We start from the raw sequence: 12,969 nt of genomic DNA on the forward strand, positions 1-12,969 counted from the left end.
ATATGAATACGACGGAAAAGGTTATCTTCGAGCAATTCCCTTATTGGGAAAAGGCGATTGGACCGGTCTCCGCCCCGCATGATGCCGAACTGACGGTTTTTCTGGGCTGCGGCACATCCTACAATCTCGCTTTGTCGCTTGCGGCTCACGCCAATCTTGCCGGCTATCCGGCGATTGCCGTACCGGGTGCGGAATGGCTGAACCGGCCGGCCGCCTTCTGGCCGCGCTGGCAGAAGGTCCATCTGGTGGCCCTTTCCCGCAGCGGCGAAACAACGGAAACCGTTGCCGCCGCCAAGGCAAGCCGCAAAGCCGGCGTTTTCGTCACTGCCATCACGGTCGAGCCCGAAAGCTCGCTTGCCAAGAACTGCGACCGGCTGATCGAAGCGACGACCCATGGCGACGAAGGCATCGTCATGACGGTCTCGGCGAGCCTGATGCTGCTTCTGGGGATGCAGATGGTCGGCATGGAGATTCCGCTGTCCATCGTCCAATCGGCGCGCGTCCTGGCTGATCGGCTCGATAAGGCCTTCCCCGGTATAATCGAGGGGCGGTCGCATTTCGTTTTCCTCGGTAGCGGATCGCTCTACGGCATCGCTCTGGAAGGCGCCTTGAAGCTGATGGAGATGAGCCAGATCATCACTCAGGGCTTCCATCCCCTGGAATACCGCCATGGACCGATCAGCCTCGTCGATGAAAAGACCGCTGTTGTCATGCTCTACAGCGCCGACCAGAAGACCGCGGAAACGTTGCTGGTCGAGGAGCTGCGGCAAAAGGGCGCCACCGTCATCGGTTTTGGCGGCCCAGGCGATCTGGAGTTGACTGTCGATTGCGATCCGGCACTTACAGGCCTCTGCGTGCTGCCGGCTCTGCAGATCCTCGGCGAACGGGCAGCGCAGTCGAAGGGTGTCGATACGGTATCGCCCCGCCACTTGACCAAGGTCGTGATGCTCGGATGAACGCGTCCCTCGAACATAATCGCCGTGTGGCGCTGAAAAAACTTCTCGGCGATCGCGTCAAGACATTGCCGCGCGGCATCGCCTCCGTTTGCTCCGCACATCCGCTTGTCATCGAGGCGGCACTGAGGCGCGCAACTTCCGAGGATGCGGCCGCGCTCATCGAAGCGACCTGCAACCAGATCAATCAGGAGGGCGGCTATACCGGCATGACGCCGCGCGACTTCCGGCGTTTCGTGGAAGACACCGCCTCCACGGTCGGCTTTCCGATCGATCGCCTCATCCTCGGCGGCGACCATCTCGGGCCGAACCCATGGAAGAAGCTGCCCGCGGAACAGGCAATGGTGAAGGCCGAGGCGATGATAATGGCCTACATCGAGGCGGGTTTCGAAAAGATCCATCTCGATACATCGATGGGCTGCGCGGGCGAGCCGGTGGCCTTGGCCGACGAGCTGACGGCGGAGCGCGCAGCAAGGTTGGCGCGCGTGGCGGAAGAGACCGCTCGTCGCTCCGGCCGCCGCTCGCCAATCTACATTATTGGCACCGAGGTCCCGCCGCCGGGTGGTGCCACCCATGCCCTCGACGAGCTTGAGGTGACGCGACCCGAGGCGGCGATAAACACGTTGGCAGTGCATCGCGAAGCTTTCGCCAAGGCAGGCGTCGAGAAAGCCCTGGAGCGAGTGATCGCGATTGTCGTCCAGCCCGGCGTCGAGTTCGGCAATGCCAATGTCGCCATCTACAGGCCGGATCGGGCGTCATTTCTGACCGGCGCGCTGGAGCAGATGCCTGGCCTACTTTTCGAGGCTCACTCCACGGACTACCAGCCTGCGGAGGCGCTTGCCGCCCTCGTGAACGACGGATTTGCGGTCCTCAAGGTTGGCCCGGGTCTGACTTTCGCCTTGCGCGAAGCGCTCTACGGCCTCGATGCCATCGCGTCTATTCTCGCCGGTGAGACCTTACCCGGCGCGCTTTATGCCACCATGGAGACCGTCATGCTCGAAAGTCCGGGTCACTGGAATTCCCATTATGGCGGCTTGGTCGAGGAACAGCGCTTGCAGCGCCACTTCAGCTATAGCGACCGCATCCGTTACTATTGGCCGGACGAGCGGGCAGCAGCAGCTGTCGAGACGCTGCTTGCGCGCTTCGACGGTGATATTCCCGAAACGCTGATCAGCCAATACCTCCCCCGGATCTATCCGGCGGTGGTTGAAAAGAAGGTTCCACCTCGCGCGCGGGATCTCTGCATTGCGTCGATCGATGCCGCCCTCGCACCCTATTCCGCCGCAACGATCGCATAGGTCGGCAGGGCGCGGGCGATCAAACAACACGTTTTTCTAATTGGAGATCAATATGGCATCGGTCAGCGTGGCGAATGTCCGCAAGAGCTACGGTCACTTCGAAGTTCTGCATGGTGTGGATATCGATATCGAAGACGGCGAGTTCGTCATTCTCGTCGGGCCTTCGGGCTGCGGAAAATCGACCCTGCTTCGCATGATCGCCGGACTTGAGGAGATCAGCGGCGGCAATGTCGCCATCGGCGGCAAGGTGGTCAACGATGTCGAACCCAAAAGACGTGACATCGCCATGGTGTTCCAATCCTACGCTCTCTATCCGCATATGACCGTCGAGGCGAATATGGGTTTTTCGCTCCGGCTGGCCAAGGCGCCGAAGGAAGAGATCCGGCAGCGCGTACGCGATGCGGCGCAGATCCTCGGCCTGGAAAACCTGCTCGACCGCCATCCGCGCAATCTGTCCGGCGGCCAGCGCCAACGCGTTGCCATGGGCCGCGCGATCGTGCGTCAGCCACAGGTATTTCTCTTTGACGAACCGTTGTCCAATCTGGACGCCAAGCTGCGCGTGCAGATGCGCTCGGAAATCAAGCAGTTGCACCAACGTTTACGCACGACCACGATCTACGTCACCCATGATCAGATCGAAGCCATGACGATGGCGGACCGCATCGTCGTCATGCGCGACGGTTATGTCGAGCAGATCGGTTCGCCTCTGGAGCTATACGACCGACCCGCCAACCTCTTCGTTGCCGGCTTCATCGGTTCTCCGGGGATGAATCTCATTCGCGGCAAGATCAGCAGCGCCGGCCCGCTGGAATTCGTCGCTGATGGCGGCGGACGCCTGCCGTTGCCGCAAGGGCTCGATGTCACGCGAGGAGCCGAGATCATCTATGGTATTCGGCCGGAGAACATCTCGATCAGCGAAGCCGGCATCGATACCGACGTCGTCGTGGTTGAGCCCACGGGAGCAGAGACGCTGATCGTCTCCCGCATGGGATCGGACGATCTCGTGACGGCGTTACGCGAGCGGGTAAGTACGCGGGTTGGAGAGCGTCTCTCGTTAATGCCCGATCTTGGAAGGTTGCATCTTTTCGATGGAGCGACCGGCCGTCGGCTTGAATGAGCCAACCTCTCCCGATCGAAGCTCATCGCAACTCGTGACCGCCTGAAAAAGACGATCAATGGAAAATGCCACGATGGTGCGTGTTCTGAAGCTTCTGATGAAAGGCCATATGCATACTTGACTTATTCATAACTCTTCAGCTATTCATCCAACCAATAGCTGGAGAGTTATGAATTGCCATGGCCAACGGTCACGATCCAATTTTCAGGGCTCTCGCCGATCCGACGCGGCGGGCGATTTTCGAGCGATTGTGCCACAATGGCGATCAGACCGTTGCTGCGCTCACCGCTTATGCCGGGGTATCCCAACCAGGTGTTTCGAAGCATCTTGCCGTCCTGAAACAGGCGGGGCTGGTGGGTGACCGGCATGAAGGACGCCAGACCCATTATAGCGTACGGCGAAACGCTCTTAAGCCGCTGGTTGATTGGGCAAGCCAAATGGCTGGCTTTTGGGAGGACAAGCTCGACGATCTCGAAGATCTGCTCGGCAGGATGGATCAATGAAAGAAGCATCGCCCGAGGTGCGCGCCGTCGTCGTCGAGCGAGACATCGCTCATCCGCCCGAACGGGTCTGGCGCGCCCTAACTCAGCCGCATCTGATGGCGGAATGGCTGATGAAGAACGACTTCGTTCCCGCCTTGGGCCACAGGTTTACTCTTCGCAGCGACTGGGGCGGTGTCTTGGATTGTGAGGTGCTCGTCATCGAGCCGAACAGCAGACTGTCCTACACATGGAATTTCACACATGATGACCCGGCTTTCGATCTGAAGAGTGTCGTGACCTTCACGCTGGCACCGACGGAGAACGGAACCCATCTGCGCGTGGAGCAGCGTGGCTTCCGGCCGGATCAGAAACAGGCCTCCGGAGGCGCCAAAGCTGGATGGCGGCGGTTTCTTGGAAGGCTTGAACAGGTGCTGACGAGCGTAAGTTGAGGCCATCGTCGGCAAGCCGGGGAAGTAATCATGCTTGCACCGTCCTGCCGCTTGCTTTCGTCAGGCCCATTATCCTGTTTCGACGCGTCGAGCAGCAAAATTTGGAAGTGGATGAGGAAATGATTACCGATATCGAGGATTTCTTCAGCAAGGGATGCGGACGCTGCGAACGCTTTGCGACGCCGGACTGTTCGACCAGACAATGGATTGGTGGTCTGAACGACCTGCGTCGAATCTGTCTGGAAGCGGGGCTCATCGAGACGGTGAAATGGGCGCATCCATGCTACATGCATCAGGGCCGCAATATCGTCATCATCGGCGCATTTCGCGGCGATTTTCGCCTCACTTTCTTCAACGCGGCACTGATGAAGGACCCCGAGGGCGTGCTCGAAAAACAAGGGCAGAATACCCGGCATCCCGATATGATCCGCTTCGTGAACAATGCCGCCGTGGCAAAACTGGAACCCATCATCCGCGCCTATCTGAAGGAGGCAATGGGATATGCGGAAGCGGGCATCAGGCCTGCGAAAGAGGTGGCCGAAATCGAATTGCCAGACGAGCTGATCGAGGCGCTGGATTCCGATCCCGAGCTGGCGGAGGCTTTTCACGATCTGACACCAGGGCGAAAGAAAAGCTATGTGATCAACCTCGGCGCCGTGAAGAAGTCCGAAACGCGGGCCGCGCGCATAGTAAAGTTCCGCGATCATATTCTCGCCGGAAAGGGTGCATTGGAGCGGTAGCCGATCCCCTCGACCGACCGGCCAACCTCTTCGTCGTGGGCTTCGACGTCATTTCCCCGAAGCCCGACCTTGGCAAGCTTCACCTTATCGACGGAGCGACAGGCCGGCGGATCGGTAACGGCGGAGATTGAGTTCCCTTCGCATAAACGGCTCATCGGAAATCGGGTGGCCACGGTTCCAGTTCGGACGCTAGGCTTCAGGTTCTCGCGGCGACCGGGCGCTTCCAACGCTCGCGGTAGCCCACCCAAACCGAGGACATGACATGAACACCTTGCTATCCACTTTTGCTCCATCTCCGATGGAACGCTCTGTCCAAGCGCGGGTCGACGCTTATGATTGGAAGACCCTTGCTGGAGAACTCGACGGTTTCGGCTGCGCCATCCTTCCGAAGCTTCTCGCACCCGGCGAATGCGATGCAATCTCGCGCCTTTACCCCGAGGAACGCCACTTCCGCAGCCATGTCATCATGGCGCGTCACGGTTTCGGAAAAGGCGAATACCGCTATTTCAATTATCCGTTGCCCGAACTTCTTAGCGGATTACGCACTGCGCTTTATCCTCATCTGGCCGGGATCGCGAACGAATGGAACGAGCGCATGGGCACGGACGAGCGCTATCCGGATGAGCACGGGTCCTTCCTGAAGCAATGCCATGCGGCCGGCCAGGCACGCCCGACGCCGCTATTGCTGCAATATGTGCCCGGAGACTTCAATTGCCTGCACCAGGACCTCTACGGCGAGCTTGCCTGTCCGATCCAGGTCGCGATCCTGCTTTCCGAGCCGGGCCGAGACTTTACCGGGGGCGAGTTTGTTCTGACGGAGCATCGGCCGCGCATGCAAAGCCGTGTGGAGGTCGTGCCCCTTCGCCAAGGCGATGCCGTCGCCTTCGCGGTTCATAACCGCCCGGTGCGAGGAACAAAGGGGAACTACCGCGTCAATCTCCGGCATGGGGTCAGCCGGGTTCGCTCTGGCATGCGTCACACTGTCGGCATCATCTTTCACGATGCCCGATAATGGTTGCCACCATTCTCAGCCCACGAAACCGGCGTAGCTCTCGCCGGTAATCCTGCGCATGATCGCGGTATAGGCCTCGTGATTTTGGTCTCCCGCCGAAACGCGCCCCAGCGAGGGCTGCGCGAAGGCCGAGATCGGCAGCAGGGCCAGCGGCGTCGAGACGGGCGTGAGATGCGAGCCCTGCCCGGCGTGCAAGGTCGTCAGAAGGCCAAACATCTCGCCCGTGATGCTAGGCCGCGACAATATCGCCATGCGGTACTGCCCGGACGAATTCGTCACCAGATAGATATGCCCCGACAGATGCGGAACGGAGACCGAGCCATGCTGCGAAAACGAGGCGTCACTGCGCTCGCGTTCCCGGAAGCTCAAACAGGTACGCTCTCCGTCCCAGGCGATCTCGGTACAATAGGCGAAAATCGCATTCGGATCGCCGAAGGACGGACGCAGCGTCAGGTAGGTGCCTTCGAGCCATGAGACCGAAGCGCGGGAATAGGCACCGAGTTCCTCAGGGGCATGGCCCGGCTTGTCGTTGATGACAGTCGATTGTGCTCCGCTCGCATCGCGCAGGACGACACCCATCGCCTGCTCAAGGCGGATAAGGGTCGCAAGCGTGAAGGGCCGGTGGCCGGAAAGAGCCTTCTCCAAGGTCGAAAGACTGATGCGCGCATCGTTGGCAAGACGCTGACGGGAAATGCGCCGGCGGGCGATCTCTTCGCGAACCCGCGCCGCCACGGCGCTGTTCTGATGTTCGGATAGATAGGGGTCGCCCTGGACCATTCACTCGTTTCCTGATTGCGTAATTTTCTTCACAATTCCACACATGACCGCCACCGGCAAGACCGTTTGCGGCAAGATGCGGACGAAACAGGGCAAAGCTTACGCTGGCGGGAAAATAGCCTTTGTTCACAATGGCTTCAGTCATTCCACAGCGAACAAGGAGCCTGTCATGTCAGCCTCGCCAAGCCTTTCACGCAATCGAAATCAGCACGCCGTCCTTACAGGAGCCGGCCTGTTCCTATGGTTCAGCAATGCCATCCTGCTGCCGGTGCTCGCCGTCATTCTCGCCCTGCTTCATCCCTTGGAGTCGCAGGCGCAGCCGGCGGCCTTCGTCACCCCAAACGACATGGGCGCGGGCAGCCTTCTTCTCCAGACGGCACAGGATGGCAAATACATCGAGGCGCCGCGCCTTGCGACCGATGTCGACATCGACGTCAACGGACCGACGGCACGTGCGGTCCTGACCCAGGCTTTCGAAAATTCGACCGACAAATGGGTCGAAGCCCTCTACGTATTTCCTCTTCCGGAGGACAGCGCCGTCTATTCCTTGAAGATGATCGTCGGCAACCGGGTCATTGTCGCCGATATCAAAGAGAAGCAGGCCGCACGCGCCATCTATGAGAAGGCGCGCAGAGAAGGAAAGAAGGCGTCCCTGGTCGAGCAGCAACGGCCGAATGTCTTCACCAATGCGGTTGCCAACATAGGTCCGCATGAAAAGATCGTCGTCCAGATCGAATATCAGCAGGCCGTACACCTGGCCGATGGCCGCTTCTCCTTGCGGGTTCCGCTGGTCGTTGCTCCTCGCTATACACCGCAAAATGCCGAAGCCATCGCGCAGCGGGCAGACCTGAAGGCCGGCTGGGGACAGACCAAGCAGAGTTCGTCGCGCAATGGCGTCAGCAAGCCCGTTTCCGCGCCGCTGTTGGCGCCGGAGAGCGATCGTGCCAATCCTGTCACGCTGAAGGTCAATCTCAATGCCGGCTTTCCGCTCGACGACGTCAAAAGCCTCTATCACACAGTCGAGATCGATAGGGTAAGCGACGGTGCGCGCCGGATCGTTCTGGATGGCGATGCGACGGCCGATCGTGACTTCGTACTCGAATGGAGTGCTGTCGCAAGCAGTGTGCCGAGCGTCGGTCTCTTCCGCGAACATGTTGGCAAGGATGACTATGTGCTTGCCTATGTGACGCCGCCGGCTGTGGCAACGTCGCAAAAAGCCGGCCGAGAAGTGGTCTTCGTCATCGACAATTCCGGCTCCATGGGTGGCACGTCGATCGAACAGGCAAGGGCGAGCCTCGACTATGCCCTGTCCCGGCTCAAAACGAACGACCGCTTCAACGTCATTCGCTTCGATGACACGATGACCAAATTCTTCCCGGATTCGGTCATGGCGACGGCGGACAATATCGCCTCCGCACGCCGCTTCGTCACCGGCCTCGACGCTGCCGGCGGTACTGAAATGCTGCCGCCGCTCCAGGCAGCGCTCGATGACAGCCATCAGGCTTCGGGATTGCGTCAGGTCGTCTTCCTGACCGATGGTGAGGTCAACAACGAGCAGCAGCTTCTCGATGCGATCGCCCAATCGCGTGGACGCTCGCGCATCTTCATGGTCGGCATCGGCTCCGCGCCGAACATCTACCTGATGAGCCGTGCCGCCGAGCTCGGCCGCGGCAGCTTCACCCATATCGGTTCGGTCGCCGAGGTGGATGAGCGTATGCGCATCCTCTTCGACAAGCTGGAAAACCCGGCAGTCACCAATGTCGCGGCTGCCTTTTCGGAGAAGAATGTCAACCTGTCGCCCAGCCTCCTGCCCGACATCTATCATGGCGAACCGCTGATCCTGGCCGCCCGCATGGGGAAAGCCGCGGGCAGCCTGACCGTCAGCGGCATGATCGGTGACCGCCCGTGGACGATCTCCTTGCCGCTCGATCAGGCAAGCAACGCCAAAGGCATCTCCAAGATCTGGGCACGCCGCCAGATCGACGATGTCGAAGTCAATCTCACCCTTGGCAAGATCACGCAGACGGAAGCGGACAAGCGCATCCTGCAGCTGGCGCTGGAGCATCATCTGGTGACACGCCTCACGAGCCTCGTCGCGGTCGACAGCAAGCGTCTGCGCCCGGCAAACACACCTCTGACAATGGCCGATATCCCGCTGCAGCTGCCGGCCGGCTGGGATTACGACAAGCTCCTCGGCGTCGATGCGATGCGGGAAGCGAAGGCAGACACCAGGCACCACCAGACGAGCCACAAGTCGCAAAGTGTCAACGGCGATGCAGATGTTCAGGAGATCTCGGCACCGCCTTCGGCAAGCCCGCCCCTGCCGCAGACGGCAACGCCCGCAACGCTTCTCTTCCTGCAGGGATTGCTTGCCCTGCTGTTTGGAACGTCGCTGCTGATCTTCATATCGCGAAGGAGCAAGGCATGATCGCCACCGCTCGGATCCAGTCGATCGGGAGCGCGCCAGCGCGCTCCCTTCTGTCCCTGACCGCCGGCATTTTCATAGCCATAGGCCTCTTCCTCGCTGCCCAGGGCGGATGGATCTATGCGAAGGCAGCCCTGGCTCAGGTTCTGCTGGAGCGTGCCTTTGCCGAGAGCGTGACGTCCGGCTTGCTGGTCAAGCCCTGGAGCTGGGCCGACACCTGGCCCGTGGCGCGCATAGAGGTTCCGCGTCTTGGCGTTTCCGCCATCGCCCTCAATGGCGCAAGCGGCCAGGCGCTGGCCTTTGGTCCCGGTCATCTCGACAATACGCCGGAAGCCGGCGAGAACGGAACGGCGGTTTACGCGGCGCATCGCGACACGCACTTCACCTTCCTGCGAAATATCAAGGAAAATGACCAGATCACGATCACGCGCCGCGATGGCCGGATTTTCACCTTCCGCGTGACGCATATGGCCGTCGCACGCTGGGATGAGGCCGGGATCGACCCCGATGCGCATGGTGTTCATCTCGTGCTCGCGACATGCTTTCCCTTCGACGCCGTAACATCCGGCCCGCTGCGCTATCTGGTCTATGCCGATCTGGAAGAGGGTGCCGCAGCCGCACCTTGAAGAGAATAAGGGCGAAGGCAGGGAATTCGGCCTTCGCCCCGTTGAATATTGTTTGAACTCTTAAAGTTCCGGATCGTTCAGAACGAACCGTTCAGCCAAAGCATTGCCGGCGCACCCAGGATTACCATGGCGATTACCGCCGAAACCGCCATTTTGATCGCCTTGATGCGCCGTGTCCGGACGCCGCTCCAGTCATAACTCACAATCACTAACCCCAGCAAATCATTAGAGATTCACAAACTAGAGCCGATCGGCCCTTCGACAAGGGAAGCAGGTGATTCGTCCACAGGGGATATTTTGAAGACTTGCGCGTCATCAGAGACGGCATCGGCCGTATGCTAATGCGCCAGCTCGGAAGCGACTGCCGCCTGCATCCCATCCATCATCATTCTGCCAAGCCTGGACGACACGGCATCCAGCCATTTGGGGTCGGAGCGAAGGCGTTCGGGAAATAACCCCGGAAGGGCATGCAATGCCCTGGCTAGATCCGACGGCGAGCGGACGCCCGAAATGGCCTTGACGATATCGGCCTCGCGCGGGTCGTTGAGCGCATAAGCCGTGCCGTCGTCCTGACGCCCGAGGCAATAGCGCATCCAGGCTGCGACGGCGAAGGCAAAGGGCTCTGTATCCGCGCCTTTGGTCAATAGCTCTACGGCCGGTGCCAGCAGGCGCTGCGGCAACTTCTCGGTGCCATCCATCGCGATCTGACGGGTTTCGTGGGCAATGGCCGGGTTGGAGAAGCGGGCAAGAATATCCGCAGCATAGGCGTCGAGCTCTATGCCCGGCAGCGGCCGAAGCGTGGAAGCGGCAGCGCTCAGATGCCGCATGATCAACGGTCGAAAGCCGGCCGGGCCGACCGTATCGCGGACATAGCGTCGGCCGGTCAGAAATCCCGCATAGGCCAGCATCGAATGCGATCCGTTGAGCATGCGCAGCTTCATCGCCTCGTAGGGACGCACGTCATCGACAAACAATGCGCCGCCCGTCTCCCAGGCCGGACGCCCGCTTGGAAAGCGATCCTCGATCACCCATTGCCGAAAAGGCTCTGTTTCGATCGCGGCATGGTCCACACAGCCCGTCATCTGCCGGGCGTCGTCGAGCGTCCGCTCGGTTGCTGCGGGCGTAATGCGGTCGACCATGCTCGACGGAAAGGCGACATCGGTTGCAATCCAGTCGGCAAGCGTCGGGTCGGATCTGCGAGCAAAATCGATAATCCCCGCCCGAACGAAAGCTCCATTGTCAGGCAGATTATCGCAGCACAGTACGGTAAAAGGCGAAATGCCGGAAGCACGCCGACGCTTCAGCGCTTCGGTCAGAACGCCGAGCACACCGGTCGGCTGCGCGGGTTTTGCCAGATCCGCCGCGACGGCGGAATGGTTGAGATCGGCCATCATCCTGGCGCGATCGATGCCGTAGGCCTTCTCCGTCACCGTCATCGACACGATGCGCGTCGCCGGATCCACAAGCGCCTGCATCACGGCAGCAGGCTCGCGGCTCCCAGCGATGACGCGCTCGATACTGCCGATGACCCTTGCGCGTGCTCCGGCAGCATCGCGTTCGATCAGCGTGTAGAGGCCGTTTTGCGGATTGAGGGCGTCGGCAACGTCATGGCCGCGAAGGCTCACGCCCACGATACGCCAATCGCCGCCGCGAGCGGCAAGGGCTGCGTCCGTATAATCGGCCTGATGCGCACGATGGAATGCGCCCACTCCCAAATGCACGATGCCGCGGCCGTGACGGCCGGGCTCATAGCCGGGCCTTGATGCCGGGCCGGCTATGTCGGCGAGCGAAGACAGGCGCTTCCGATCGGTCATGCCTGCAGCCCTGCCGAGGGGTGAGACAGTGCCGTCTCGATGCCGCGCAGTTCGGCAAGGCCCTTGAGCCGCCCGATGGCGGGATAGCCGGGCTGGCCTTCCCGCTTGAGGTCATCGAGGATATCCTGCCCGTGATCCGGCCGCATCGGAATTTGCCAGTCAGCGCGCCCGATGGCAGCACGACGGCGCTCCTCGCGCAGGATGGCGGCAATCATCGCCACCATGTCGGTGCCTCCTCCGAGATGCTCGGCCTCGTAGAAGGAGCCGTAGACGTTGCTGGATTCGCGCTTGACGTTGCGCAGATGCAGGAAATGGACGCGATCGCCGAGCCGTTCCATCATGCCGGGCAGGTCATTGTCCGGCCGGGCGCCCAGCGATCCCGTGCAGAGCGTGATGCCGTTTGCCGGGCTGTCGACGGCTTTCATCAGCGCCGCATAATCCGCCTCCGTCGACATGATGCGTGGCAGTCCGAGAAGCGCGAACGGCGGATCATCCGGATGGCAGCACAGCCGCATACCGAGCTTTTCCGCCATGGGAACCACTTCGGAAAGAAAATCTATCTGATGAGCCCGCAGCCGGTCCGCCGGGACATCGTCATAATCCTCCAGATGGGCGCGCACATCCGCCAGCGTGAAATTTTCGGCAGCACCAGGCAGGCCGCAGACAATATTGTTTGCCAGCTGCTGCCGTTCCTCCTGGCTCATGCCCGCATGCCGCTTGCGCGCCTGCTCCACGAGCCAGTCGGGCAGTTCCTCTGCAGCGGCAGCACGAGCGAGGATAAACAGATCGAAGGCGGCAAAATCGACCAGATCGAACCGCATGCAGGTTGCTCCATTGGGAAGGCACCATCGCAGATGCGTTCTCGTCCAATCCAGCACCGGCATGAAATTGTAGCAAATCGTCTCGATACCGGCGTCGCGAAGATGGCCAAGGCTAAGCTTGTAGTTTGCGATATGCTCGCGCCACTCGCCCTTCTGCTTCTTGATATCCTCCGAAACAGGCAGGCTTTCGACGACATCCCAGGCGAGGCCGGAGGGGCTGCCATCCGTCATGCGGCCGATTTCGGCCTTACGCTTCGCAATCTCGGCTGCGGACCACACGGCCCCCGTCGGAACGTGATGCAGTGCGCTGACAACACCCTGCACGCCAGCCTGCAGCATATCATCGATCGAAACCTGATCTCGCGGCCCGAACCATCGCCAAGTCTGCTTCACGATATTACTCCCTTTCGAGACGGCATGATCTGCATGTGCGATTGCATTAGCATGCAGGATTG

The 12,969-nt window shown here is 60.7% G+C and carries 12 protein-coding genes; 9 read left to right on the forward strand and 3 right to left on the reverse strand.

Going from position 1 to position 12,969, the window contains the following annotated elements:
- Positions 1 to 2 precede the first annotated feature (2 nt).
- The 7 genes from PH552_RS03780 to PH552_RS03810 all read left to right on the forward strand — a co-directional run bounded on the left by PH552_RS03780 (position 3) and on the right by PH552_RS03810 (position 6,051).
- The gene (locus PH552_RS03780; protein ID WP_285165505.1) at positions 3 to 956 is read left to right on the forward strand and encodes an SIS domain-containing protein; all 954 of its coding nucleotides are present in this window, start codon (positions 3 to 5) and stop codon (positions 954 to 956) included.
- The gene (locus tag PH552_RS03785) at positions 953 to 2,251 is read left to right on the forward strand and encodes a D-tagatose-bisphosphate aldolase, class II, non-catalytic subunit (RefSeq protein ID WP_112345727.1); all 1,299 of its coding nucleotides are present in this window, start codon (positions 953 to 955) and stop codon (positions 2,249 to 2,251) included. Before PH552_RS03780 ends, PH552_RS03785 begins: the two co-directional genes overlap by 4 nt.
- 52 nt (positions 2,252 to 2,303) lie before the next feature.
- Positions 2,304 to 3,368, forward strand: coding sequence for an ABC transporter ATP-binding protein (locus tag PH552_RS03790; protein ID WP_112345726.1), 1,065 nt, complete (start codon positions 2,304 to 2,306; stop codon positions 3,366 to 3,368).
- 179 nt (positions 3,369 to 3,547) lie between these two features.
- Positions 3,548 to 3,871 (forward strand): ArsR/SmtB family transcription factor, encoded by a 324-nt coding sequence (locus PH552_RS03795; RefSeq protein ID WP_112345725.1) that lies wholly within the window; start codon positions 3,548 to 3,550, stop codon positions 3,869 to 3,871.
- On the forward strand, positions 3,868 to 4,299 hold the full coding sequence (locus PH552_RS03800; RefSeq protein WP_112345724.1) for an SRPBCC family protein: 432 nt from the start codon (positions 3,868 to 3,870) through the stop codon (positions 4,297 to 4,299). Before PH552_RS03795 ends, PH552_RS03800 begins: the two co-directional genes overlap by 4 nt.
- 119 nt (positions 4,300 to 4,418) lie before the next feature.
- Positions 4,419 to 5,039 carry a YdeI/OmpD-associated family protein gene (locus tag PH552_RS03805; RefSeq protein ID WP_285165506.1) on the forward strand — a complete coding sequence of 207 codons (621 nt, stop codon included), beginning with the start codon at positions 4,419 to 4,421 and terminating at the stop codon, positions 5,037 to 5,039.
- 262 nt (positions 5,040 to 5,301) lie between these two features.
- Positions 5,302 to 6,051 (forward strand): 2OG-Fe(II) oxygenase, encoded by a 750-nt coding sequence (locus PH552_RS03810; protein WP_285165507.1) that lies wholly within the window; start codon positions 5,302 to 5,304, stop codon positions 6,049 to 6,051.
- Positions 6,052 to 6,066: 15 nt separating this feature from the next.
- On the opposite strand, the gene PH552_RS03815 is transcribed toward PH552_RS03810, so the two are convergent.
- Positions 6,067 to 6,828, reverse strand: a complete 762-nt coding sequence (locus tag PH552_RS03815) for a helix-turn-helix domain-containing protein (protein ID WP_285165509.1) — start codon at positions 6,826 to 6,828, stop codon at positions 6,067 to 6,069.
- A gap of 169 nt (positions 6,829 to 6,997) precedes the next feature.
- On the opposite strand from PH552_RS03815, the gene PH552_RS03820 reads away from it, so the two are divergent.
- Positions 6,998 to 9,256 (forward strand): marine proteobacterial sortase target protein, encoded by a 2,259-nt coding sequence (locus PH552_RS03820; RefSeq protein ID WP_285165510.1) that lies wholly within the window; start codon positions 6,998 to 7,000, stop codon positions 9,254 to 9,256.
- Positions 9,253 to 9,879 (forward strand): class GN sortase, encoded by a 627-nt coding sequence (locus PH552_RS03825; protein ID WP_169645376.1) that lies wholly within the window; start codon positions 9,253 to 9,255, stop codon positions 9,877 to 9,879. The genes PH552_RS03820 and PH552_RS03825 overlap by 4 nt, the downstream gene beginning before the upstream one ends.
- Before the next feature lie 338 nt (positions 9,880 to 10,217).
- Here PH552_RS03825 and PH552_RS03830 read toward each other — a convergent pair whose 3' ends face one another.
- Positions 10,218 to 11,693 (reverse strand): mannitol dehydrogenase family protein, encoded by a 1,476-nt coding sequence (locus tag PH552_RS03830; RefSeq protein WP_285165511.1) that lies wholly within the window; start codon positions 11,691 to 11,693, stop codon positions 10,218 to 10,220.
- A complete protein-coding gene (uxuA, locus tag PH552_RS03835) occupies positions 11,690 to 12,907 on the reverse strand; it encodes a mannonate dehydratase (RefSeq protein WP_285165512.1) in 1,218 nt (405 codons plus the stop codon). Before uxuA ends, PH552_RS03830 begins: the two co-directional genes overlap by 4 nt.
- Positions 12,908 to 12,969: the final 62 nt, after the last annotated feature.

The sequence above is a fragment of the Rhizobium aureum genome (assembly GCF_030182495.1).
GTDB lineage: Bacteria > Pseudomonadota > Alphaproteobacteria > Rhizobiales > Rhizobiaceae > Rhizobium > Rhizobium tropici_C.